This window comes from Proteiniphilum sp. UBA1028, from assembly GCF_002316955.1.
GTDB lineage: Bacteria > Bacteroidota > Bacteroidia > Bacteroidales > Dysgonomonadaceae > Proteiniphilum.
In genome coordinates, this window is record NZ_DCEN01000024.1 from 25,061 (window position 1) to 51,216 (window position 26,156).

At 48.1% G+C, this 26,156-nt stretch carries 20 protein-coding genes and 1 pseudogene; 10 read left to right on the forward strand and 11 right to left on the reverse strand.

Annotated features, from left to right (window positions below; genetic code table 11):
- The 3 genes from B3Z75_RS02825 to B3Z75_RS02835 all read left to right on the forward strand — a co-directional run.
- Window positions 1–384 (forward strand): DUF6249 domain-containing protein (locus tag B3Z75_RS02825; protein ID WP_294067555.1); only part of this gene is annotated, 384 nt, incomplete at its 5' end.
- Window positions 385–393: 9 nt separating this feature from the next.
- Window positions 394–951: an RNA polymerase sigma factor gene (locus B3Z75_RS02830; protein ID WP_294067557.1), complete on the forward strand. Its 558-nt coding sequence runs from the start codon at window positions 394–396 to the stop codon at window positions 949–951.
- An 11-nt stretch (window positions 952–962) separates the two neighbouring features.
- A complete protein-coding gene (locus tag B3Z75_RS02835) occupies window positions 963–1,340 on the forward strand; it encodes a hypothetical protein (protein ID WP_294067559.1) in 378 nt (125 codons plus the stop codon).
- Window positions 1,341–1,438: 98 nt separating this feature from the next.
- On the opposite strand, the gene B3Z75_RS02840 is transcribed toward B3Z75_RS02835, so the two are convergent.
- From B3Z75_RS02840 to B3Z75_RS02865, 6 genes are all read right to left on the reverse strand, one after another.
- Window positions 1,439–2,311: a polyphosphate kinase 2 family protein gene (locus tag B3Z75_RS02840; RefSeq protein WP_294067561.1), complete on the reverse strand. Its 873-nt coding sequence runs from the start codon at window positions 2,309–2,311 to the stop codon at window positions 1,439–1,441.
- A gap of 5 nt (window positions 2,312–2,316) precedes the next feature.
- Window positions 2,317–3,939, reverse strand: a complete 1,623-nt coding sequence (locus B3Z75_RS02845) for a S41 family peptidase (protein ID WP_294067563.1) — start codon at window positions 3,937–3,939, stop codon at window positions 2,317–2,319.
- A 20-nt stretch (window positions 3,940–3,959) separates the two neighbouring features.
- The gene (gene coaD, locus B3Z75_RS02850) at window positions 3,960–4,433 is read right to left on the reverse strand and encodes a pantetheine-phosphate adenylyltransferase (protein WP_294067564.1); all 474 of its coding nucleotides are present in this window, start codon (window positions 4,431–4,433) and stop codon (window positions 3,960–3,962) included.
- Between the two features lies 1 nt (window position 4,434).
- A complete protein-coding gene (locus B3Z75_RS02855) occupies window positions 4,435–6,303 on the reverse strand; it encodes a DNA topoisomerase IV subunit B (RefSeq protein WP_294067566.1) in 1,869 nt (622 codons plus the stop codon).
- Between the two features lie 17 nt (window positions 6,304–6,320).
- Window positions 6,321–7,451 carry a GNAT family N-acetyltransferase gene (locus B3Z75_RS02860; RefSeq protein WP_294067592.1) on the reverse strand — a complete coding sequence of 377 codons (1,131 nt, stop codon included), beginning with the start codon at window positions 7,449–7,451 and terminating at the stop codon, window positions 6,321–6,323.
- A gap of 180 nt (window positions 7,452–7,631) precedes the next feature.
- Window positions 7,632–8,957 carry a transglycosylase SLT domain-containing protein gene (locus B3Z75_RS02865; RefSeq protein WP_294067568.1) on the reverse strand — a complete coding sequence of 442 codons (1,326 nt, stop codon included), beginning with the start codon at window positions 8,955–8,957 and terminating at the stop codon, window positions 7,632–7,634.
- A gap of 319 nt (window positions 8,958–9,276) precedes the next feature.
- On the opposite strand from B3Z75_RS02865, the gene B3Z75_RS02870 reads away from it, so the two are divergent.
- From B3Z75_RS02870 to argS, 5 genes are all read left to right on the forward strand, one after another.
- Window positions 9,277–11,328 carry a helix-hairpin-helix domain-containing protein gene (locus tag B3Z75_RS02870; protein WP_294067570.1) on the forward strand — a complete coding sequence of 684 codons (2,052 nt, stop codon included), beginning with the start codon at window positions 9,277–9,279 and terminating at the stop codon, window positions 11,326–11,328.
- A gap of 133 nt (window positions 11,329–11,461) precedes the next feature.
- Window positions 11,462–13,336, forward strand: coding sequence for an ABC-F family ATP-binding cassette domain-containing protein (locus B3Z75_RS02875; RefSeq protein ID WP_294067572.1), 1,875 nt, complete (start codon window positions 11,462–11,464; stop codon window positions 13,334–13,336).
- Between the two features lie 114 nt (window positions 13,337–13,450).
- A complete protein-coding gene (gene rbr, locus B3Z75_RS02880) occupies window positions 13,451–14,032 on the forward strand; it encodes a rubrerythrin (RefSeq protein ID WP_294067594.1) in 582 nt (193 codons plus the stop codon).
- A 102-nt stretch (window positions 14,033–14,134) separates the two neighbouring features.
- Complete coding sequence (locus B3Z75_RS02885; RefSeq protein WP_294067574.1) at window positions 14,135–14,878, forward strand: tRNA threonylcarbamoyladenosine dehydratase; 744 nt, start codon at window positions 14,135–14,137, stop codon at window positions 14,876–14,878.
- A gap of 103 nt (window positions 14,879–14,981) precedes the next feature.
- On the forward strand, window positions 14,982–16,775 hold the full coding sequence (argS, locus tag B3Z75_RS02890) for an arginine--tRNA ligase (protein ID WP_294067576.1): 1,794 nt from the start codon (window positions 14,982–14,984) through the stop codon (window positions 16,773–16,775).
- Between the two features lie 133 nt (window positions 16,776–16,908).
- Here argS and B3Z75_RS02895 read toward each other — a convergent pair whose 3' ends face one another.
- Together B3Z75_RS02895 and B3Z75_RS02900 are read right to left on the reverse strand one after the other, a co-directional pair.
- Window positions 16,909–17,799, reverse strand: coding sequence for a DUF72 domain-containing protein (locus B3Z75_RS02895; protein WP_294067578.1), 891 nt, complete (start codon window positions 17,797–17,799; stop codon window positions 16,909–16,911).
- Between the two features lie 19 nt (window positions 17,800–17,818).
- Window positions 17,819–18,157 (reverse strand): hypothetical protein, encoded by a 339-nt coding sequence (locus B3Z75_RS02900; protein ID WP_294067580.1) that lies wholly within the window; start codon window positions 18,155–18,157, stop codon window positions 17,819–17,821.
- A gap of 149 nt (window positions 18,158–18,306) precedes the next feature.
- Here B3Z75_RS02900 and B3Z75_RS02905 point away from each other — a divergent pair, with 149 nt between their 5' ends.
- Window positions 18,307–19,425, forward strand: coding sequence for an AAA family ATPase (locus tag B3Z75_RS02905; RefSeq protein WP_294067582.1), 1,119 nt, complete (start codon window positions 18,307–18,309; stop codon window positions 19,423–19,425).
- A gap of 12 nt (window positions 19,426–19,437) precedes the next feature.
- Window positions 19,438–21,594, forward strand: a complete 2,157-nt coding sequence (locus B3Z75_RS02910; protein ID WP_294067584.1) for an HRDC domain-containing protein — start codon at window positions 19,438–19,440, stop codon at window positions 21,592–21,594.
- Between the two features lie 206 nt (window positions 21,595–21,800).
- Here B3Z75_RS02910 and B3Z75_RS02915 read toward each other — a convergent pair whose 3' ends face one another.
- The 3 genes and pseudogenes from B3Z75_RS02915 to B3Z75_RS02925 form a co-directional block, all read right to left on the reverse strand.
- A complete protein-coding gene (locus B3Z75_RS02915) occupies window positions 21,801–24,149 on the reverse strand; it encodes a glycoside hydrolase family 3 N-terminal domain-containing protein (RefSeq protein ID WP_294067586.1) in 2,349 nt (782 codons plus the stop codon).
- A 65-nt stretch (window positions 24,150–24,214) separates the two neighbouring features.
- Entirely contained in the window at window positions 24,215–25,324 is a 1,110-nt protein-coding gene (locus B3Z75_RS02920) for a family 16 glycosylhydrolase (RefSeq protein WP_294067588.1), read from the reverse strand.
- 67 nt (window positions 25,325–25,391) lie between these two features.
- Window positions 25,392–26,156, reverse strand: a pseudogene (locus tag B3Z75_RS02925) (hypothetical protein); the annotation flags it as partial.

Below are 26,156 nucleotides of genomic sequence, written 5' to 3' on the forward strand. Positions count from 1 at the left end.
TTAATCCCAATCATCGCCATTCTGTGTACCATAGGACTGCCCATAGCCACTGGGCTCGTCATAGGCCTCACCTCGGTAAAAAATGCCCACAAGGAAAGAATGGGGCTAATCAATCAGGGAATCATCCCACCCAACAGGACAAAGACGAAAAGTAACCCTAACCGTTTCGTATCGTTAAGAAACGGGATCGTACTCGTTGCCCTTGGAATAGGAATCATTGTCGGTTTTCTTTGCTCCGAATATCTTGTGATTGGTCAGAACAATGAATTTTGGATCACCGGTGCAAGCGTGGTTTTCTTCCTGGGCCTAGGCTACCTGGTCTATTTTTTGATAATGCAAAAGATGCCGGTTGCGGCGCAAAGGGAAGAGACAGAACAGGAATAATCACGTGCAATGAACGAAAACCAACGTGTGCAACAGGTGCTTTCGGGCAACACTTCCGCGTTTGCATATTTTGTCGATGCTTATCAGGATATGGCGATTACCATCGCTTACCGGATTTGCGGCAACATGCAGGATGCGGAAGATGTCGTACAGGAAAGTTATGTAAAGGCATTCAGGAATCTGCGTAGTTTTCGGTCCGACAGCAAATTTTCAACCTGGCTGTATCGCATTGTATACAACACGGCAATCACACATACGAAGTCTCAAATGTGGATAGGAAGCAGGGCGGCAGCGATGGAAGATGCTTCTCAGCTTGCTGACAACACACTGGAGATAAACATGAACGAAAACGAGAGAAAAGAGATTGTGGCCGATGTATTGCAGAAAATGCCTACGGGAGATGCACTTTTACTCACGCTCTACTATTTGGAGGATAATCCGGTAAAGGAGATTGCCAAAATCACCGGGCTGAACGAGCCGAACGTAAAGGTGAAACTGTTCAGGGCAAGGAAACTTTTCAAAGAAATGGTTGTTTCAAATTATGGAGTACAAATTACGGGGACATAAAAATGATCATCATGATGGACAAATATAGCACGCAAAAAGAGGACGAAAAATTTCGGCAAATACTGACGTCCGCAAGAATAGAAGCTCCCGAGAACCTGAGACATCGGATTATGCAGCAGATAGAAACCGAAAAGGCGCTTGTCCCTCAGGGCACAAAACGCAAAAAAGAACGGGAGAATAATATGCTGAGGGAGATGGGAGCCATTTTTGGTACGATGTATGCTGTTCTGGGAGCAATGGTTGCAGGGGTATATTTTCTGCTTGGCGAAGATTTCCTGCTTTCCCCCCAATTCATCGGATCAGCAATCCTTGTGGGTTCGATATTTAGCCTGTTGTGGCTTATCTCGCGTCTGGATTCACATTTAAGGGAAACTAAAAAAATCCGTTGACCCTGCCGGATTGATATCTCTTCCTCTACGGTGAACGCGAATGAACAAGTCAGATACAGGGCATCTGAATATTGTCACAGGCAAGGAAGGTATCTCGTTTACTCCCTTGTCAATTCTGTCCTCGCTTTTGCTAATACTTCGGGTGACTCGGCAGGTGGATACCGCAAATCGAGCGAGCGGAACAACTCCAGGATGATGTCTCCCACTGCCACCCGGGTAAAGAACTTTTTGTCTGCGGGGATCACGAACCAGGGTGCATGTGGTTTGGACGTTTTTTCCAGCATCTCTTCGTATGCCCGATCATAAGCATCCCACTGTGCACGTGCCTGAAGGTCGGCCGAACTGAACTTCCAGTTTTTATCCGGCTCGTCGATACGAGAAAGGAAACGCTCCTTCTGCTCCTCTTTCGAAACGTGCAGAAAAAATTTCAATATGCGCATTCCATTCTGATACAGATGCTTTTCTACTCCGTTTATAGCTTCGTACCTGTTTTCCCAGAACTGCTTATCTATTGCCTCCACGGTGCTATACCCGGGAATTCGTTCGTTGAGTATCCATTGCGGATTCACCCTGGTGGCAAGCACATTTTCATAGTGGGAACGATTAAAGATCTCAATCATCCCGCGTTGCGGCAGAGCAACATAATGACGCCAGAAGTAGTCGTGTTCCAGCTCGTTCCTGGTGGGTGTTTTAAAGCTGTGCACACGGCAGCCCTGCGGGTTGATTCCCGACATGACATGCCTGATAACCCCGTCTTTACCTGCTGCATCACGCGCCTGTAAGATGATCAACAGCGAATAGCGGTCGTCGGCGTAAAACATCTCCTGCAGCTTCTTCAGCTCTTTGATGTTCAGCTTAACCTCCTCTTTTGCGGATTTTTTGGTAAAACCACCATCCTCGAGGGTCGGATACTCTTTCAGGCTTACCTTCGAGCCTTCCTTTACACGCAGTTTACTGTAGTCAAAATTCATTTTCTTTATTGTTGGTGTGCCACATTGCTGCCCAAGCCTTTTAACAGGCCTTCGTAACGCAGATCATCCGAAATGATCTGCAATCCTTCTGAGAAAATATCATTTTCCTCGTTGATAATCCGATAGAATGCCGATGAATCGTATAGATCCCGTGCAATCAACGCTTTCAACTGTATAAAAATAAGTTCTTTCGAACGACCGTACTCCTCTTCATTCCATTCCACCTGCTCTGCAGCCGCTATTGACCGCAGCCTTTGGTTCAGTTCCTCCGACACCCGAAAACCCGACATGAAATGAACAACATCGGGGAATTGTTGCAGCAACATAGTGCGTTGGTTGTCCACCTCCGAAATAGCCACCCTGTTGATTACCCCTTTGGCATTCAGATTGGCATGAAACATGGTACCCGATGTGGTGTCAACCGGCACAAAATAATCAGGCATGATCCCACCACCACCGTAGACGGTGCGTTGGTTCACCAGCGTCTTGTATTTCAAGGAATCGGCGAAGCGGATGCTGTCGGCATCAAACAACTCACCGTGGGCGTACCGGTTCATGAAATCCTGATTATAGGCATCTTTGTTTCCCACCTCATATGGTTTCTGGATGCTTCTGCCGGAAGGGGTATAATATCGTGCCACGGTCAGCCGGATCATGGTTCCATCGGGCAGTGGCAGCTGGCGCTGCACCAATCCTTTTCCAAAAGTCCTTCTGCCAACGACGACGCCCCTGTCCCAATCCTGCAGTGCGCCTGCGAGAATCTCGCTGGCCGAGGCCGAAGCGCCGTTGACCAACACGACAAGTTTTCCTGTCTGGAGCTCGCCACCTTCGGTGGCATTCATCGTAAAACGGGGTTGATTCTTCCCTTCGGTATAGACAATCAGACGCGAGTCGTCCAGAAACTCGTCGGCAATCTCGTTGGCTGTCTGCAGGATGCCCCCGCCATTGTCAGTCAGGTCGAAAATAAGGTGTTTCATTCCCTGAGCTTTTAACGTTCTTTCTGCCTGTTTGAATTCAGCGGCGGAAGAAACACCGAAGCGACTCAGCCGAATATATCCAATGTCGTTTGTCACCATATAAGCTGCATCAATGCTGGTGATGGGTATCTTATCGCGCACAATGCGAAAATCCATCAACCGGGGCACGCCACGACGCAGCACTTTCACGTTCGCCACCGTACCTTTGGGGCCACGAAGGCGCTTGATCACATCCTGGTTACTCATCTTCACGCCGGCAATCAACGTGTCGTTCACCTGAATGATTTTGTCGCCCGGCATAATGCCCACCTTCTGTGACGGACCTCCGGAGATAACTTCCATCACGTAGAGGGTGTCTGTAAGCATGTTGAATGAGATGCCTATCCCGTCGAAATTACCCTGCAAAGGCTCGTTCATGGCACGTACTTCCTCTTCGTTCAGATAAGACGAGTGTGGATCCAACTCCTCCAACATAGCGCGTATGGCTGCTTCGGTGAGTTCTTTTGAATTCACATCGTCTACATACAAACTATTGATTAGCTGCAGAGTGCGTTCCAGCTTCAAACCTTCCGGCGAAGGCCTGAACTGGGCGAATGTGCTTCCGGATAACAGGAGTGCACCCATTATCACGGCCAGTATTTGTTTTTGCATTGTTTTCTTATTAAGCAGAATTAAATTTTCATCCCTTGTGGAATAAAGTTGCTGATATCGTGTCCGTAACGTAGCAATTCCCTCACATGGGTGGAACTGATGTGCGTTAAAGCCGGTTCAGTAAATAGTACAAACGTCTCTATTCCCGAAATGGTTCGGTTCATGTCGGCAATTGTCTTCTCATATTCAAAGTCGACCACCGAACGGATACCACGTAAGATGTACCGGGCGCCGATCTCCTTTGCAAAAGAGATTGTCAAAGAATCGTAGCTCTCCACCCTTACACGTGGCTCTTCGCGATAAAAGTCCCGAATCATCCCGATCCTTTTTTCGAGCGTAAAGTAAGACTTCTTTGCCTCATTGACACCAATGGCAATCACAATCTCATCCATCAGAGCCAACCCCCTTCGCACCAGCGATTCGTGGCCGATGGTGAAGGGATCGAAAGTCCCGGGAAACAAGGCTATTCTCTTTTCGGCAATGCTCGGTTCCATTTTATGCTACCTCTTCGTCGTCCACCACCAGATTATCGATGATGAATGTCTGTCGTTCCGGCGTATTTTTACCCATATAGAACTCCAGCAATTCTTTCAACAGATCTTCTTTTCGCATGGTCACCCTGTCGAGACGGATATCATCACCAATAAAATTGCGGAACTCGTCGGGAGAGATCTCTCCAAGTCCCTTGAAGCGGGTTATTTCCGGATTAGGCCCCAACTCATCAATCGCTTGTAACCGCTCCTCCTCGGTATAGCAATAAAGTGTTTTTCTCTTGTTGCGCACCCTGAAGAGAGGAGTCTGGAGAATATAAACATGCCCCTTCTTGATCAGATCAGGGAAGAATTGCAGAAAGAAAGTGAGCAACAACAGGCGGATATGCATCCCATCGGTATCGGCATCGGTAGCGATGATTACTTTGTTGTAGCGCAATCCGTCCATGTTCTCTTCGATATTGAGGGCTGCCTGCAAAAGATTGAACTCCTCGTTCTCGTAGACAATCTTCTTGGTGAGTCCGAAGCTGTTCAAAGGCTTGCCTCGCAGACTAAACACCGCCTGCAAGTTCGGATCACGGCTTTTGGTGATGGATCCGCTGGCAGAATCGCCCTCGGTGATGAAGATGCTGGTCTTTTCCCTGTCATCACCCTTGGCATCGTTATAATGAATACGGCAATCGCGCAGCTTCTTGTTGTGCAGATTGGCTTTCTTGGCACGTTCCCGCGCCAGTTTGGTCACACCGGCAATGGCTTTGCGTTCCTTCTCGGAATCCAGTATTTTTTTCTGCAGGACTTCTACCGTATCGGGATTCTTGTGGAGATAATTGTCCAGTTCCTTTTTCAGAAAATCATTGATATACTTGTTCACCGAGATTCCGTCCGGGCCCATCTCCTTCGATCCGAGCTTGGTCTTTGTCTGCGACTCAAAAACAGGTTCTTCCACCTTGATGCTGATGGCTGCCACCATGCCGTTTCGTATATCAGAATATTCGAAATTACGGTTGTAAAACTCTTTGATCACCCGTGCAGTAGCTTCACGGAAGGCCGTGAGATGTGTTCCTCCCTGCGTGGTATGCTGTCCGTTGACAAACGAATAATACTCCTCTCCGTACTGGGTGGTGTGAGTGATTGCTACTTCAATATCTTCCCCAAAGAGATGGATAATGGGATACAGCTGTTCGGAAGTAAGGTTTTCATTCAACAGGTCTTCGAGACCGTTTTTCGAAGAGAATTTTTTATCGTTAAAGACAATCGTCAGCCCGGTATTCAGGAAGACATAATTTTTCAGCAACGGCTCAATGTGTTCATCACGATAGTGATATTCACCAAAGATATCGATATCGGGAACAAAACCAACCTTTGTACCGTTTGAATTGGATGAAGGAGCAAGATCTCCGTCGACCTCCAGGATACCCTGACGGAAGGTTACGGTTTTAGACATACCTTCGCGGGAGCTCTCCATGTAGAATTCAGACGAAAGTGCATTCACCGCCTTGATGCCGACACCATTCAACCCGACTGATTTTTTAAAAGCCTTGGAATCGTACTTTGCTCCGGTATTCATCCGTGAGCAGACATCCTTCACCTTACCCAAAGGCACGCCTCGCCCGTGGTCATGTACGGTGACACGCCGGTTGTCGATGGTGATCTCGATGGTTTTTCCAAACCCCATCATATATTCGTCGATGGAGTTATCCAGCACCTCCTTCAACAACACGTAAATACCATCGTCATACGACGAACCATCTCCAAGTTTTCCAATATACATCCCGGGACGGCGTCGGATATGCTCCTGCCACTCCAGTGTGACAATATTTTCTTCCTGATAATTGTCCTGCAGTATCTGTAATTCTCTTTCTGTTTCGTTCACGTTCGCTTGTTTCTCCTCTAAAGTTGTTTAATGAAGGCCCTGCGCCTCTTTGTCTGCCTGGCATCCAGGTCGTTCCACATGGATTTTACTTTGTGGTTCAGATCCAGCTCCGGATTGCTTTCTGCGTACTCAAAACCCAAACGGATGGCAGCCGGGATGAATTCATTGAACAACAGCGCATTCACTCCTTTGCCCTGGTATTCAGGATCCACAGCCACCAGCAGCAGATCCAGCACATTGTTGCCTTTCCCTTTCAATGCCTTGTACAGATGATACCAACCAGTAGGCAGAAAGCGTCCTCTCGCCTTCTGAAGTGCTTTGGCAATACTGGGAAGCCCGATACCCACGCCCACCAGCTTGTTATCTTCCTGCCTGACTACCAGCGTAAGAAACTCAAGGCGCAACATGGGAATATACATTTCCACATAGTAATCTATCTGCTTTTCGGAAAGTTCCACAAAACCATACAAATCTTTGTAGGCCCGGTTGATCAGTCTGAAAATATCCTTCGCATAGGGATATACATCATTCTTATCCTGCAAATGCTTAACAACAAGTCCGGATCGTTTTTTCACTATTTCCGATGCCCGAAGAAACCGATCAGGCATTTCCTTAGGAATGGTGATGAGAAACTCCACCCAGTCCTGGTCTTTCACGTAACCCATCCGTTCCATGTGGTCTACGTAATAGGGATAATTATAGATGGTGGAAAGGGTACTTATCTGGTCGAACCCTTCTACCAGCATCCCTTCGTGGTCGAGGTCCGTAAACCCAAGCGGGCCGTGGATTTTCTCCATTCCCCGGGAGCGTGCCCAACTTTCAGCGGCACCGAAAAGCATATCCACCACCTCAATATCGTCAATAAAATCAACAAATCCAAAACGGGCGTTGCGCTCCTTCCAAATCTCGTTCGCCTTGTAATTGATGATGACACCAATTCTACCGACAATCTCTTCATTGCGATATGCCAGAAAATAGGAAGCGTCGCAGTGCTCAAACGCCGGATTTTTAGTTCTGCTAAGAGTGGCCCGCTCATCGTACACCAACGGGGGAACAAAGTATTCATTCCCCTCGTACAGATCGATGCCGAACTGGATGAACTTCCTGAGTTCATCTTTCGTAATGACTTTATGAATGGTAACTGACATGTTGATAGAATTCAATTGATTTCCTTTGTTCTGTTGATTTCTTTGTCTCATTTTGACACAGTCACAAAGATAGTGAACTTTTTCGATCAACGAGAACAGAGTAAATTCATTTATTCTGCCTGGTGCAGAAAAAAACAACTTTAATGAACTTTTCGCGAAGCAAATGAGCAGCAGGCAAATTTATCTGGATACTGCCTCCTTGTAGTACTCCCACCTGCTGATGACATTGCGGACATAATTAATTGTTTCATCACCCCTGAAATAACCGTTTTTACATACCGGATCATTATAATACTGCTCCAAACGCTTCAGATGGATGTATTTTTCCACGTTACCGGCCCACAAATCCTTGTCGGCACCATATTTTTCGGCCAACGCCCTGGCATCAAACACATGTCCCAGCCCTCCGTTGTATGCCGCCAGCGACAACTTCAGCTGCTCATTGGGATCCGGTATTGAGTCAAAGACATTGAGAAGGTGGCGAAGATATTCTGCCCCTGCGCGAATGTTCAGTTCGGGATCAAACAAGTCGTCGCCGTTCACACCGAGCGAAGCCGCCGTGGCGGGCATCAACCCCATCAATCCGATGGCGCCGGCCCATGACTCCCCTTCTGTTTCGAAAGAAGACTCCTGCCATGCAACGGACGCGAGCAGCCGCCAGTCAATATTCAGCCGTTTACCCTGTTGTTTGAACCAGGCATCAAAGGGAGAGATGATCCCGGGTCCAAGAATTTCCTTATATGAAAGTCTGTCGCTGTCAAGATATCCTTTTGCTTCTTCAAAATATCGTTTCACGATACGCATAAAATCAGGCTCGGCTGTTCTACCCCCGAACCAGCTGTCGAGCGAATCGGCCAGAATGGGAGCATCTTTCCTGACCACCCACGATGAACGCTGATCGAAACTTAAAGGCAGGGTCACGTCAAGGTTCCTGAAATAAGTCTGGTTTAACCGGGCAAGATCATCATCGGCTACAGAGTATGCAATCTCCCCACGCGACACAGACCGGATGAGATCCTCCACCACAAGGGTGTCGCTGTCGGCTGCTTCGAGCAGGATACCCCCTCCAAGCTCGTTATTCAGATTTTCAAGCCTATCCTGATATTTGGACGACCGGATTACAGTCACTTTCTTTCCGATCAAGCCAGTCACGTCCGAAATGAGGGTGTCCTCGCGCAGAGCACGTTGAACCAACACCTGATGCGAGATCTGCTGAAGCCCGCAATAAAATACCGAATCCTTCAACGCATTGGTTACGGGCATATTGTAGGCAATCAGGTCGCCCACACCTTGTTGCAACATCCTCATCATGGCACCGGTATTTTCGGCTACAATAATTTCCGGAACAAGGCCGTGTTGCCGGCAAAAATCACGGACCATATCGTAATGATAACCCATTGGCTGATCGCGGTATAAAAAATAAGAGGTCGAGGTGTTCAACGTGAGCACACGCAGGGTATCCGACAGGAGAATATGAGGGAAATCGGACTCTGATCTCTTATGCATTCTCCACTCCTTACAGGAGCTGAATAGCAACGTGAGAGCCAATAACAAGCAGGTTGGCTTTCGCATAAATCACTTAAATATTTACGATTCACTGCAAAGATATAAAAAAAGCTCCACATCGGGACATGTATTTAATTTACAATCATTTATTTGTCAATAAACAATAAAAATCTTATTTTTGCAAAAGTGTGCAGCCTATGTCTGTCGTTAAGCCTTAATCAAGCGCGCCCCCCCGATTCCCGGTATCTATTAAATTTAGATAACCCCTTACGGGGGTTGATAATCCATAGACCTGATAACATCAAAAATTGTTGCACCCATGAAACGTATTGTTGTCATTTTGCTCTTTTGCTTCTTTACGGAATGTTTTATCAGCCTGCATGCACAGCAGGCCCGTTGGCACGAATATGTAGAGCAGCTGGCCGAAGAAGAGGGAATGAATGAAGCCGCCATCGAGAACCTGTTCCAGGAGTTGTTTCAGCTGGAAAGCAATCCTTTGGACCTAAACAGGGCTACACGCGATCAGCTGGAACGAATACCCTTTCTTTCGTTGGAGGAAGTAACGGCCATCACAACCTTTCTAGAGAAAAACCGGCCCTTGTATTCTGTGTTCGAGCTGAGGAACGTTCCTTATCTCGACATGGAGACGGTGGAGCGGATCCTACCGTTCTTTTATGCAGGCAACAACAAGCAGAATGTTTCAATGACACCCTCCGCCCTTCTTCATGGAGGCAAACACGAGGCACAGTTGCGTTTCGATAAAACAGTCACTCCCCGTGCGGGATACGGTGATTTTTCCGACAGCATCCTCGCACGCTACCCCAACCGAAAATATCGGGGTGAAGATTTTTATACATCCCTCCGCTATTCGTTCCACTACCGCGATAAGATACAGATGGGGATCACCGCAGAGAAGGATGCAGGAGAACCTTTTTTCAAACAAGGCTATCCCCGGGGATACGATCATTATGGCCTGCACCTGATCGCCCGGCATATTGGCATACTCAACACGGTGGCTTTGGGCGACTTTCGGCTCTCTTTCGGGCAGGGACTCATCCTGAACAACGATTTCATGATTGGCAAATCATGGAGCCCGGAAAACATCGTGCGCAGGACCCAACAACCTAAGCGCCATTTCTCTACGGCAGAAAGCGGTTTCTTCAGGGGTGCGGCTGCCGTAGCCGGGATCGGAGATTTCACCATCACGGCTTTCTATTCCCTCAAAGGTATCGACGCCAACCTGTCGGAGGAGGGAACAATCACCTCATTTAAAACCGACGGACTGCATCGCACGCCCCTGGAGATAGCGAAAAAAAGGAACACGCGAGAGCAGGTGACGGGAGGGAACATCAACTATCGGAAAAACAGGTTTCAGGCTGGGATCAGCGGATTATATCATGCCTACGACAGAGTATATCAACCCTCCCCGAAGAAATACAACCTCTATTATTTACGCGACTCCAACAATGGGAATGCAAGCATCGACTATTCCTACCAGCTGCCGGGATTTATCTTCGCAGGGGAAACCGCAATCTCGAAAAACGGCTCGGTAGCAACCCTGCATACCCTGCAATACAGGCCCTCTGCGGACATCTCTTTCTCTGCATTGCATCGCTACTACCCTATCTCCTATAACGCCCTTTACGCACAGGCTTTTTCAGAAGGGAGCAGCGTCCGCAATGAGCGGGGCCTTTTTCTGAGTGTCCTGTTCACTCCATTCAGGAGATTTTCCGTAAACACGTACCTCGATATTGTGCGCTTTCCCTGGCTGAAATTTGGTGTGGACACACCATCAAAAGCGTTGGACTTTTATTTTCTGGGTACATGTACGCTCTCCAGCCAGTCGTTGGTGGACATCCGGTATAAGTACAAACAAAAAGAAAAGAACCTCTCCTGGCCCGATGAACAATCGACTTCCGTACTGCCGTATGCCACCCATAAGCTCCGGCTCCGGTATACCCATTCAGCTAAAAACGGATGGGAATTCCGGACGACGGCCGACATGGCTCGTTACACGGAAAAACACTTCCCGCCGGAAAACGGATACATGCTCTCACAAAACATTGGCTATCGCGGAAAAAGTCCTGTATCTGGGGATTTCTATGTGGCTTTTTTTGATGCGAACACTTACGATGTGCGGCTTTACTCCTACGAGCGGAATCTGCTCAACTCGTTCTATATGCCCTCCTTCTACGGCAAGGGGTCGCGACTGGCATTGTCGGTTAAGCATAACGCCTCGTCTACCCTGACCCTTTCTATGAAGGCAGGCCATACCCGCTACTTCAACCGCCACACCATTGGTAGTGGCACGGAACAAATCGATGGCAAACGGAGAACCGACCTCTTCTTCTATCTACGCTGGAAGTTCTGACAGGTCTGTGTCCCATGTCATGGACAGCTACGGAAGGAAACACAATCATCGGCACGATTGGCAGTGAGCTACACGAGGAAGTCGAGAGGAAGTCGATAGTTTTTTGTATTTTTGATGCCAAATTCTGAAATGTATGTCCCATCCTCTCTTACAAATTGACACGCTCACCAAAAGCTTCGGAGACCTTCTGCTCTTTCGCGATATCTCATTCGGCATCGCCGAGGGCGATAAAATTGGACTAATCGCCCGCAACGGATCGGGAAAAACTACCCTATTGAACATCATTGCGGGAAAGGAAAACTACGATAACGGCAGGGTGGTATTCCGCAACGACATCCGGTTTGCTTATCTGGAACAATCACCACAGTTCGACCCGAAACTATCCGTGCTCGAAGCCTGCTTCAGCGTCGACAACGAAACGGTAAAACTGATTGCCCGCTATGAAGAGATGCTCTCCACCAAAGATCATACCGGACTCGACGAGCTGTTGTTGCAAATGGATCTGCTTAAAGCATGGGATTACGAGCAACGCATTAAACAGATCCTCACTCAACTCAATATCACCAACTTTCACCAGAAGATGGGCGAGCTTTCCGGTGGTCAGGTGAAACGGGTGGCACTGGCCAATGTGCTTATCAGCGAGCCCGAACTGGTCATCATGGATGAGCCGACCAACCACCTCGACCTGGAAATGGTGGAGTGGCTTGAGGAGCACCTGAATCGTAACCGCATGAGCCTGCTTATGGTGACACACGACCGGTATTTCCTGGACCGTATCTGCACACAAATTCTGGAAATCGACGAACAACAACTCTTCTCCTATAAAGGAAACTTCTCCTACTACCTGGAGAAAAGAGATGAACGGATAACAGCACAAAACACGGAGGTGGAGCGTGCCCGAAACCTGATGCGGAAAGAACTGGACTGGATGCGCCGTCAGCCCCAGGCGCGCGGCACCAAGGCAAAATCGCGCATCGACGCCTTTTATTCGCTGGAAGAGAAGGCACAACGACGACGCGAGGAGGACAACGTCCGCCTGGCAGCGCGGGGAACTTATATCGGAAAAAAGATCTTTGAGGCGAAACATGTATGTAAGCGATTTGGCGACATCCGCATCACAGACGACTTTAGTTACGTCTTCTCACGCTACGAAAAAATGGGCATTGTGGGAAATAACGGAACCGGGAAATCAACATTCGTGCGGATGTTGCTTGACAAGGAAACACCCGACAGCGGTAGCTTCGAGATTGGCGAAACGGTGAACTTCGGTTATTACAGCCAGGAAGGATTACAATTTGACGAGCAGATGAAAGTGATCGATGTGGTGCAGAATATTGCCGAGGTGATTGACCTTGGCAATGGCAGGAAGCTTACCGCTTCGCAATTCCTGCAACATTTTCTCTTTCCTCCCGAAAAACAACACAACTATGTGTACAAACTCAGTGGCGGTGAGAAAAGACGGCTCTACCTGTGCACCGTGCTGATTACCAATCCCAACTTTCTGGTGCTGGACGAACCGACCAACGACCTGGACATCATCACCCTGAATGTCCTGGAAGAGTACCTGACCGGATTCAACGGATGCCTTATCGTGGTGTCACACGACCGCTACTTTATGGACAAGGTGGTGGATCATCTGCTGGTATTTCATGGCAACGCCAAAATACAGGATTTTCCCGGTAACTACACCCGGTACCGCGAATGGAAAATAGAGGAGCAAAAAAAACAGACTGAAGAGGTAAAAATAACAAAACAGGAATCCGAACAGCGAAGGAGCAGGACAACGGATGAAAAAAAGAAGCTCACTTTCAAGGAGAGACGTGAATTCGAAGCTTTGGAAACAGAGATAGAACAGCTCGAAAAGGAGAAAATAGCCATCTCCGAAGCACTATCCTCGGGGAACCTGCCTTCCGGAGAACTGATGGAAAAATCTTCCCGCCTTTCGGAGATTATGACCCAGATCGACGAAAAAACAATGCGTTGGCTCGAACTAAGTGAACTGGCGTAGGGTCTCTTTAGAATGATTTTAAATAATAAACAGCAAGCTGTCTCTCTTTTCCCGATCCAAAAAATAGACTATATTTGTATGCACTATGATTTGAACTTATTAATAAAACCAACCATTATGAAAAGTGTGAAAGGAACCCAAACCGAACTAAATCTCATGAAGTCCTTTGCAGGGGAATCACAGGCACGCATGCGCTATACCTTTTTTGCGAAGGAGGCAAAAAAAGAGGGATACGAACAGATTGCGGCTATTTTTCAGGAAACAGCCGATCAGGAGATGACCCACGCAAAGAGGATGTTCAGATATCTTGAGGGAGGCATGGTGGAAATTACGGCATCCTTTCCTGCTGGCTTGATCGGGACCACGGCTGAGAACCTGAAGGCAGCAGCCGAAGGGGAAAACGAAGAATGGACCGAACTTTACCCCCACTTTGCCGACGTAGCCGAGCAGGAAGGGTTCAAGGAGATTGCCACCATGTACCGAATGATAGCCAAAGCAGAAGCCATCCACGAAGAACGTTACCTAAAGCTGCTGGAACGGGTTGTTAACGGCACCGTATTTATCCGCGAAGAGGAGATCGACTGGATATGCCGCCACTGCGGATATGTATATACCGGCAAAAAGCCGCCGAAAAACTGCCCTACCTGCCTACATCCTCAGGCCTACTTCGAACCAAAAAACGAAGCATATTATTGACTTTCGTGAACGATAAAAAACTGGCCCCGAAAACCGGGGTCAGTTTTTTTTAAAATGCCGCAGGGAACACCTGCTCGCTTATTTTAAAATCCAATGACTGTGATGCCATATAACGAACTTTTTGCCCGCACCGGGCTGCTGATTGGCTCAGCGGCCATGAAACAAATTGCCTCTAAAAAGGTGATCCTTTTTGGGGTGGGCGGTGTTGGCAGCTGGTGTGCCGAAGGGCTGGTCCGCAGCGGGATCATGCACCTGACATTGGTAGACTCCGACCGGGTGGCTACAGCCAACATCAACCGGCAATTGCCTGCCACCACCACCACAATCGGAGAGCTGAAGGTGGAGGTAATGAAAAAAAGACTGCAGGAGATCAACCCCGATGCAGAGATATCCGCGATCCCCGAAATATACAGTGCATCCTCCTCGGAGTCGTTTCACCTTGAGCAGTATGACTACATCATTGATGCCATCGACTCACTCTCCCACAAAACTCATCTGCTTGTTACCGCTTCCCACACGGATGCCACCGTCTTTTCCTCCATGGGAGCAGCACTTAAGCTGGACCCACAACAGGTGCGGGTAGCCGAGTTCTGGAAGGTGCGCGGATGCAAGCTGGCATCGGCATTGCGGCAATACATGAGAAAAGGAGAAAAACCTGCAAAAAAAATCCTCTGTGTGTATAGCGAAGAACTGCTCACAAACAAAGGAGAGGAGGTATTGGAGATGGCCGGCGAAAACAGCAGCTTTAAAAAAGCACGCATCAACGGCACCATGGTGCAGGTGACCGCTGTCTTCGGCTTCACCCTCTCGGGCCTTGTGATCCAGGATATCCTGAATCATACCTGATCCACGCCTCTTGCGAGGTAGCCACTTATCGTTTCTACTCACATAATCATTGACGAAACAGACATTTTTCTTACCTTTGCGCTTTCAATCAGCTACTTTAATTATGCAAATCGAAAATATCCTTCAGGATGCCATTATCTCTGCGATAAAGGAACTTTATCATGCCGACGTGGAGCCGGCACAGATCACGCTGCAGAAAACAAAAAAAGAGTTCAAAGGCCATTATACCCTGGTGACTTTTCCGCTACTGAAACTCTCCAGGAAAAAACCGGAAGAGACGGCAGAGGAGATAGGCAACTATCTTTCTCAGCAATCGACCATAATTGCAGCATACAACGTGATCAAGGGATTTCTGAACCTCACCATCTCCTCCCGCGTGTGGACAGCACTCCTCGAAGAGATCAACTCGAAGCCCGAATTTGGCTTCACGCCGGTAGCCGACGAAGCACCGCTTTACATGGTGGAGTACTCTTCCCCCAACACAAACAAGCCGCTTCACCTGGGACATGTACGCAACAACCTGCTTGGACACGCACTGAGCGAGGTGCTGCGTGCCAACGGCAAACGGGTGGTGAAGACCAATATCGTGAACGATCGAGGTATCCACATCTGTAAGTCGATGCTGGCATGGCAAAAATGGGGCAACGAAGAAACTCCGTCCACAACAGGGAAGAAGGGAGACCACCTGATCGGCGACTACTACGTTCTGTTTGACAAAAAATATAAGGAAGAGCTGGCTGCCTTACAGGAAAAAGGGCTCACCAGGGATGAAGCCGAGGCACAGTCGCTGCTGATGGAGGAGGCCCGGGAGCTGTTGCGCAGATGGGAGGCACACGATCCTGCCACCATGAGCCTCTGGAAGATGATGAACGACTGGGTCTACGACGGCTTCGACGAGACCTACCGGCAGATGGGCGTCTCGTTCGACAAGATCTACTACGAGTCACAAACCTACCTTGCCGGGAAAGAGGAAGTGCTGCGTGGATTAAAGGAAGGACTTTTTTATCAGAAAGAGGATGGTTCGGTATGGGCAGATCTCACTTCATGCGGACTGGATCACAAGCTGCTGCTCCGCGCCGACGGCACCTCCGTCTACATGACCCAGGATATCGGTACTGCCAAGTTGCGTTTCGACGATTATCCCATCGACACCATGCTCTATGTGGTGGGCAACGAACAGAATTATCATTTTCAGGTGCTCTCCATCCTGCTTGACATGCTCGGATTTGAGTTCGGAAAGGGGCTGGTTCATTTCTCCTACGGAATGGTGGAACTACCCGAAGGCAAAATGAAATCGCGCGAAGGAACCGTGGTGGATGCCGACGACCTGATGGCTGAGATGATTGCCACCGCACGGGAGACCTCACAGGAACTGGGCAAGCTGGAGGACGTAACGCCTGAGGAGGCCGGCCGTGTCGCAACCATGATTGGAATGGGGGCGTTGAAATACTTCATTCTGAAAGTAGATCCGAAAAAAAACATGACTTTCAATCCGAAAGAATCCATCGATTTTAACGGGAATACCGGCCCATTCATTCAATACACTCACGCCCGCATTCAGTCGATCCTGCGAAAAACAAGGGAACAGGGCATCACGATCCCGGAACAACTGGAACAAACCCTCCCGCTTTCAGAGAAGGAAGAGGGGCTGGTGCAGTTGCTGGCCGAGTTTGAGACGGTGGTAAAACAGGCCGGAGCGGAATACAATGTCTCGCTGATTGCCAACTATGTCTACGACCTGGCGAAGGAGTACAACCAGTTTTATCACGACCACCCCATGCTGCGCGAGGAAAACTCTGCCCTGCGCAACTTCCGGTTGTTGCTGTCAAAAAACATTGCCCTCACCATCAAAAAGGGGATGTCGCTCTTCGGCATCGACGTACCGGAACGGATGTAAAGTAACTGAACGGAAAACTGAGAGGCCCACATTCTACCCACAGGCCAGCTCCATGCTCCTGAATTACCGCTTGCGCATGCAACTGTCAGCATTCTGATTTATTTCATCATGATAGCCGGTGTTTTTTCATAATTTAAAACAATTGTTTCTGTTCGCTTGCAAATGCCGGAACGTGCAGCCTCAAATTCAGCCTTTTATTGAGTTTTCCAATCAGGTAAGCTGAAAAGAGAGGCGATGATTTTTCCACATTCTGATGCACGAAAAAAGAGAGTTGCCTCAGTCCGGCCTTATTCCATTGCACAATTCGTTCTACCCAATCGTCTATGCGATGGTAATCAATTTGATCCACATTGCATCCCACAAAACGGATGAAGGCTGTGGAAGTAGTCAGCCGCATGTGCATCATATCGCGTCTGCCGGCAGTGTCGACAATTACATTGGCGGTATGCTGTGTTTCCAGAAATCGACAGTATTCGTTCCAGACATCTTTGTCCCGATACCATTCTTTGCCGCGTACTTCAACCGCCAGCGGAATGGCTTTTGGAAAGTCTGAGACAAACGCTTTCAGCTTGTCGAAACCCTTGATGCCGAAGTTTTCGTGCAGTTGTAGAAAACAAACTCCCAGCTTTTCCTCGAAGTGAGAAATGGCATCGCAATAGAGCTTTGTCAGCTCTTCCACATTGTCCAGCCTGCGCATATGAGTGATCGATTGTGTAATTTTTGGGAAAAACTTAAATCCCTCAGGCGTCTTATCTTTCCATTTTAGAATCTGCTCAGCCTTCGGCATATTGTAAAAAACGGAGTTCATCTCAATGGAATTAAACTGCCGGGAATAATAGGTGAGTTCATCTTTTGTGCCTTTTGGATAAAAATCCTTCAAATCGGTTTTGTTCCATTTGGCACAACCTACATAAACTTCCAAAGGATCATCAATCTCTCTCTCCAAAATTCTCAGCGTAGCTGCATCATCGGCAGGAATGCTGAAATCTACGACCGTGGGGTCGTCTACTTTTCCGAAATTCATATGAAACTCCTCTCATCAATCATGATTGATATACCTTACAAATGCCAGACGATTCCCATCGAGGGTCAGTCCATGGTCGTTGTTTGTTACACCGGTCAGCAAATCGGGTATCGATGATGCCAAGTTTTTTTCCCTTGAGAGATATCCTTTCCAATTTTCCGTTTGCATTGATAATCAAACATTTTCCGTCGCGGAACCAGTTGGGTGTTTCAAAATGACTCTTTTCGCGCAGGATAACCGTTTCCTTTCCGGTTTTTATATTGAGCAGCACCAGCTCGCTTTCAAGATTTAGTGGAACCTGAGCAAGCGCTGCCATAGACATAAAAGCAGATAAAACAATAAAAAAGAGTTGTTTCATATCGTCGGTCCTTTGAAAATAATTTGACTAAGATGAGTAGGAACAGCAAATGTAATAATTATTTTATTTCAACCAATTATGCTTTTTTGCATAATGCTTTTTTGCATAATTGGGAAAGCTGTATATCTTTGTAGAAAAACTATGCGAGTATGAATCCTTTCACTTTTGGCACAGTAGCAACCGGAGAAAGTTTTTATGACCGTCACAAAGAGTGTGATCATATTGTAAAGACTCTTGCCGGTGGGAATAACATGGTTTTGTACGCTCCCAGAAGATTTGGTAAAACATCATTGATTGTAAAGGCTATACAGCAGTTAGAAGAACAAGGATTTATTTGTATTTATTTTGATTTCATGCCTGTATTTTCTGTGGAATCCTTTGTTAGGCTTTACACCAAATCACTGGCATCGAAACAACGCAATTTACAAAGATTTGCTGAAACATTTAATTCTATTGCAAAAAACATTCGTCCTGTAATTAGATTCACCCCTGACGGAAATCCTGAACTATCCCTTGATATTACTAAAAAACAAATCGACGAGATGGATATTTCCCAATTACTGGATATTCCGGAAGCACTCGCCGGGAAGAAAAAACGGGTTCTAATTTTTTTCGACGAATTTCAGGAAGTTGAGAAATTGAATAAAATCAATTTTGAAGGTCTTTTACGTAGTAAAATACAACACCAAAAACGTGTTAATTACATTTTCTTCGGTAGTAAAACACACATAATGCAGGCAATGTTTAATGATAAAAAAAGGCCTTTTTATCATGCAGCGACACAGATGACTATTGATTATCTACCAAAGAAAGAAACAATTCATTTTTTACAGAACAATTTTGCAAGAAAAGAGATAAAACTTGATTTGGAAATTGCCGAATATATTATCAAAACAGCTGCCAATATCCCACATTATATTCAACAATTGGCTTCTGAAATCTGGTTAAATGTATCACATCATGCCGACATCTCTCATGAAATAGTAGATAGATGTATCTTACAAGTTATCGCAATGAAAAGTGATTATTTTATGGAATTATTTGAAAATCAGTCCACAAGCAAGAAGCAATTATTGATTGCATTGTGTACTGGTGGAGAAAACATTTTCTCAGAGTCCTATAAAACAACACACCGCTTACCCAGTTCAGCTACCTTGCAAAGAGCTGCAAGAGGACTTACAAATGACGGAGTAATCGATAAGATTGACAGTGAATATTTTATTACTGATCCATTTTTCAAACTTTTCCTGAAAAGAACTATGTTATAAGTGAGAAATTATATGCATGATCTCAATCCCTATGAATGTGCGAAAGAATTTGTAACCCATACCGGCAGGAATATATTTATCACCGGAAAAGCCGGCACGGGAAAAACAACCTTTCTGCGCCATTTTCGTGCGGAAACGACGAGACAGGTAGCCGTGGTAGCGCCAACGGGTGTAGCAGCCATTAATGCGGGCGGGGCGACCATCCATTCGTTCTTTCAGTTGCCGTTTACCCCTTTTACGCCAACGCCTGCCGGACGCGAAGCGTTGATCACCCGTATAAAAATGAACAGCTCACGGCGTCGTGTAATCCGTGAGCTGGAAGTGTTGGTGATTGATGAAGTAAGTATGGTACGGGCTGATGTGCTGGATGCCATCGATACGGTGCTTCGCAGTGTGCGTCACAGGCGTTCTGAACCCTTCGGTGGCGTACAGTTGGTTTTTATAGGGGATGTTTACCAATTGTCACCTGTAGCCAAAGCCGATGAGTGGCGGATTCTGTCGGAGTACTACCAGGGGATTTATTTTTTCCACAGTCACGTCATTCAGGAGCACCCACCGGTCTATGTAGAGTTCGACAGGATCTTCCGGCAGTCCGACGACCTTTTTATCGATGTGTTGAACCAGGTACGAAACGATTCACTTTCACCAGAAGGGTTCGAGTTACTGCAAAACCGTTATGATCCCCACTTTAACCCGACGCCCGACGAAAATTATATCACGCTCACCACACACAATTTCAGCGCCGATGCGATCAATACCGCCGAATTGGGAAAAATCAACACAGACGCTCATCCATATCATGCAGTGGTGAAAGGGGAATTCCCGGAGAATGCTTTTCCAGTAGAGCGGGTTCTCACACTGAAAGAGGGTGCCAAAGTGATGTTCGTGAAAAACGACATGGAAGCACCGCGGCGCTATTTCAACGGAAAAATCGGCACGATCACACGCATCATGGAAGAGAGTGTCACCGTACTATGTCCGGACGACACGGAAGAAATCACCGTATCACCAGTACTCTGGGAGAACATCCGCTACACCACCCATCCCGAGACCAATACGGTGGAAGAGGAAATCATCGGCACGTACAAACAAGTACCCCTGCGGCTAGCGTGGGCCATCACCATCCACAAAAGCCAGGGACTTACTTTCGATAAGGCCATCATCGACGCGGGGAAAGCCTTTTCACCGGGACAGGTGTATGTGGCACTGAGCCGTTGCCGGTCGCTCGACAGCCTGGTATTGAAAAGTCCGATTAACCGTTACAGCATAGGGGTAGATGAACAGGTTGTCCGATTCTCCTCGTCTAAACCAGAAGAAAGCCGGGTTGCCGCAGAGTTGCGGTTGGCAAAGGAGCAGTTCAGCATCAACCTGCTACTGCAACTGTACGACTTCGAACCGCTTCTTCAGACGGCACGTTCGTGGTACTCCGATACAAAGGAAAACGAATCTTCCTTCAGCGAAGAAACCGTTCCTTTCGTAAGCGAGATCTGTAATCAGTTGACGGAACTGGAGCAGGTAGCTGGCAAATTCAGGATACAACTACAACATATCACCGGACAAATACCTGTCGACAAGGCTTTTTTTGCAGAACGGCTCCGGGCATCCTCATCCTATTTCACCGAAAAAATTGGGATATTGTTACGGACATTGCAGGAATCGGCTGCAACCACCGACAGCAAGGCAAATGCACAGCAATACGATGAGGACATCGCTTCCCTTTTTTCGGCAGCAGCCCTGAAGGCACACCTGATCTCCGCGACTTCCGATAACTTCAACATTGAGTCGTACTACAATGCGCGACGTCAGTTCAGGCAGCCTCCTTTCTCTTTCACTTCGTACAGCCGCGACAGAACAGGGGTACAGTTGAAATCGATCCATCCCGAACTGCTAAGCGAGCTGGTACAACTCCGTAACCGCATCAGCAAAGAGGAGAATTTACCGGTCTACATTGTGGCATCAGTAAAAACACTGGTACAAATGGCCGATTACCTGCCGGAGACAGAAAAAGAGTTACTGAAGATCCACGGTTTCGGGAAGGTTAAAGCAGAACGCTTCGGTACACAGTTTCTTGAGATGATCCATAACTATATCACAGCATATGGAATTGAATCACGCATGATTCATTTTAAGGAAGACAAAAAGCCGAGAAAAAGAAAAAATAAAGGATAGGCCCTGCCGTAGAACCTAGCCGGGAGCAATAACAAGTAAACGGGAGCACCTCTATCAAAAGTGCTCCCGTTACATCAATTCTGTCGCCAGTTATTCACCAAGAAACTGTTTTGAATTTTATATTCCTATTTATTAGGCATTTTCTCGCTATGACAAAGTCCGAACAAATTTAGCTTTTCTCATTTAGCTTAACGAAATAGTTCATCTTATTTGTTGGGTGTCTCCCATGTTTTTGTCGCCGTGCAATGAATACCGGCGATCTGGTCGCCAACCTGCAGCATAAACTCACCTTCTTCCAGCGTCCATTGTCCCTTTTCATTGACAAATGCCAGTGCTTCGCCTTTTAGTTCGAAAGTGACCGTCCGGGTCTCTCCCGGTTTGAGTGAGATTTTCTCAAACGCTCTCAGGCGACGCACATCGGGAGAGAGGGATGCCACCAGGTCACTGCTAAAGAGCAATACGGCCTCTTTTCCTTCCCGGGCTCCGCTGTTGGTAACATCTACTGATACGGAGATCACATCTTCCGCCGTAAAAAGCATGTCGCTCACGCGGAGGTTGGTATAGTCGAAAGAGGTATAGCTCAGTCCATAGCCAAACGGATATTGTACCGACGTCTGCGCCCCGTAATCGTAGGCACCCTCCATCTTTCCATCGATATTCTGACTGGGTTTATGGTCATAGGTAATCAGGCCCTGTTCGTATTTCGGATAGGTGTAAGGCAGTTTTCCACTCGGGTTCACATCGCCGCTCAGGATATCCGCCAGCGCATCCCCTCCAAAATTTCCGGGCAGATAGGCCTGTATGACTGCCATTGCACCCGGTTCAATCTTGCGGATCAGCCGTGGACGTCCTTCATTCAGTACCAGGATTACAGGCTTGCCGGTTTTTTGTAACGCCAGGGCCAATTCTGTCTGATTCTCAGAGAGACTCAGTTCATCCAGGTTTCCGGGTGTTTCACAATAGGAGTTTTCGCCCAGGCAAAGCACGATATAGTCCACTCCTCCGGCTGCTACGGCGGCTTTTGCTATTTCGGGTGCGTTCTCCTCGAAGTACTGTCCATCCATTTTATAAGTGACGCCGGGTTCGTATCGCACGTTGGAGGCCCCAAATTTCCGCTGCAACGCTTCGTAGATAGTATTGTAGTCCTGCGCAAACTCCTCCGCCTTTTCGCCTTGCCAGGAATAGCTCCACCCTCCATTAAGAGTACGCATAGAATGGGCATTGGGACCTGTTACAAGAATACGGGCATTAACGGGTAACGGAAGGATATTGTTTTCATTTTTCAGCAAGGTAATCGACTCATCCGCTGCTGATTTCGCGATTCCTTCGTTCCCGCTATTTCCAAAATCGGGATACTCTTCACATGACCAGTAAGGCCGTTCGAAAAGTCCAAGTCGGAATTTCAATCGCAACACCCGGCGTACCGCATCGTCAATACGCTTCATAGGTACCTGCCCCTCTTGCACCAACTGTACCAGGGTGGGACAAAAAGCGAGGTTGTAGGGTTCCATCACCATATCGATACCGGCATTGATCGCCTTTTTGACAGCTCCCTTGTAATCAGCTGCCACATGATCGCGGCTCAGCAGGTTCTGCACATCCGCCCAGTCGGTCACAATCACCCCATCGAAACCCAGCTCCTCTTTCAGCCATTGCGTAAGTAGCCGGTGATCGGCATGGGTAGAGACTCCATTGATGATCCCCGAGTTCACCATCACCGAAAGGGCTCCACCCTCAGTAATGGCCCCACGGAACGGCTCGAAGTATTTTTCCCGCAGATCACCCTCCGGGATAACCGCCGGAGTACGGTCTTTACCCGATACTGGCACACCGTATCCCATATAATGCTTCAGGCAGGCAGCTACATGCTGGCTCCCTACCTTGTTGCGATCCCCGCCCTGAAAGCCAAGAGTTGATGCCACCGCCATCTGTGCGTTGAGGTAGGCATCTTCGCCGTAGCTCTCCCACTGCCGGGACCAGCGTGCATCCCTTCCCAAGTCCATCGTTGGCGCGAAGGTCCAGGGTATGTTGCTTGCCCGTGTTTCATAAGCAGTGATGCGCGATCCTTCTTTCATCAGTCCTGTATTAAATGTAGCCGCCATACCGATGGCCTGCGGGAAGAGGACTCCTCCTGCCGTGTATGTAGTACCGTGGATGGCATCTATGCCATAGATTACCGGAATACCCGTCTCCTGCAATGCCCTTTGCTGAATGGTACGGATGATTTCTTCCCATACTTCGATAGTACGGGCCCGGTTGTTGCTCGTGTTGAGGATAGAACCCACCTTGTATTTTCCGATTACAGTATCGAGCATGGCGCTGTCCACCTCAAAAGGTTCGTCGCTAAGATAGGCATTTCCTCCTTTTCCGATTAGATCGAGGGTAAACTGGGCCATCTGTCCCACCTTCTCTTCCAGCGTCATTTGTGCCAGGATACTATCAATCTTTTTCTCCATACCGACGTCTAGGGTCCCCCCGGTTTTTCCGACACCACCATTACAGGCAGTCAGTAACAGAATGAAAAGGAGAAAAAAGAATATTTTGTTCGTTTTCATTTTATTATTCTTTTAAGCATTCAGCTATAAGCTAAGCTCATGTTTATATATTTTGTTTCGTGATTCTACTTCTGATACACCCGCACATAATCGATCTCGTAGGTGGCGGGAAGCTTCGACTCGTCGACACCCTGCGCGCCGCCCCAGTTGCCTCCCCATGCCAGGTTCAGCTTCAGGTAGAAGGGCACGTTGAAGGGCCAGGTCTCCTTGTTTCCGGTGCCGTCGTTGTTGAACCGGAAATACTCCACGCCATCCACGAATCCCTTTATATAGTCTGCGGTCCACTCCACCGCGTAAATGTGGAACGCTGTTTCGGCAGTTTTAACCTCTATCCGCGCGGTTTTCTGGGTTCCGATTGTATGGTTGTAGGCTTTTGTATGCACAGAAGCGTGTATCCACCCGGGATCATAACCCACATACTCCATGATGTCGATTTCCCCGTCGAGCGGCCAGTTGAGGGGTTCTTTTTCCGGCAACATCCAGAAGGCGGGCCAGGTACCTTTGCCGCCCGGGACCCGCAGTCGAGCCTCGAAGTAACCGTAAGTCCAGCTCTCAATAGTATTGATGCGCGCCGAGATGATATCGGTTCCGCTTTTGCGGGCGATGATCTTCAGCGTACCGTCGTGGATTGCCGCCACCGTGTCGGTGCCCCTGAATCCCCCCACATAAGTCTGCAGTTCATTGTTGACCGTACCCTTGGGAAGGTTTTCGTACCACCATTTTTGCGTGTCGGGTAGGGCAGGCTTGCCGCTGCTCAACCGGGGGGCATCAAACTCTTCCGCCCAGACGAGGTTATAACCTGTCGGCACATAATTTCCGATGGTGCCGGCGTCCTGCGAAACTGTATATTTCTGGCTGTACTTTCCGGAAGTAAAAGTGATTTCTGCGTTTCGCACCTCCTCTTTCGGGTTGGCCGTAACACTGATCTTTACCAGGGTCTGTCCGTTCCCCCCTTTGACGGGTGTGAGGCTGCACCAGGACTGGCCAGAGGTTGCTGTCCAGTCGCCATTGGCCGTCACGACAATGTTTTTGATCTCCCCCTTTGCGGAGAACTGTGTGGTTGCCGGTGTTATCTCCCATTTCACCACAACATCGGGCTTAGGGGTGATGGGCGACGGGTCATCTCCGCCGCAGGCTGCCATCATCAGGGCCAGCACGATCCATATCGTATTCATTTTTCTCATGTGGGTTGAAAAGGCTGCCGGTTGTTGCACCGGCAGCCTCTTAATTAATTTATCTGTTTTATTCACCAAATTCAAAGTCATCCAGGTAGAAGAAGCCCGGCCCGGCATGTCCTTCGGCACCGAACTGAAGCACGATCCGGTCATAATCCTTCCGGCCGGCTACATGGGAGAAGTCAAACGTCAGATCCAGCCACTTGTCCATTGGCAGGTTTGCGATCACCATTTCGGTTTGTCCTTCCCACGGGGCCGGATGATCGCCATCCTGTAGCTTCACGGCCAGCTGAGGCAACAACTTGTTGTTGGAGATCCAGGGACCAGCCACCGTATATTCCGTGGTATAATCGTTGAAGGAGGGGATAAAGACCTTCACCCTGACTTTGTTCTGTGTCGTTAGATCGAATTTATAATCAGGCGCAGTGAAGGAGAGGTTGCTGTAGAAACCGGTCGACTTCCAGTAACGGTACACCTTCGAGGATTCATTGATGGGTAGCGGTACAGGATTACCAATCACGGCACTTTTTGTTGCACCCCCCATATCTTCCAGTTTGAAAGCCAGTATTTCATCCCCTTCAAAATCTTCACTCAGCGGAATCGCTTTCAGCTCCTTGGCTACCGGCGGCGCTGGCACATTGAGGTCTTCACGACAGAAAACAAAACACCAGTCTTGTTGTTCCACCTGGTTATGTACTACCAATGTCATTACCTCTTCGGTCTGATACACGATTTCGTATTCTTGATGGCCGCAATAATAACCCATAAAAGCATTTCCGGAGAGGGTCAGCTTGGGATGCCTACCGCTCTCGTCGATAGAGAACGTATAGTC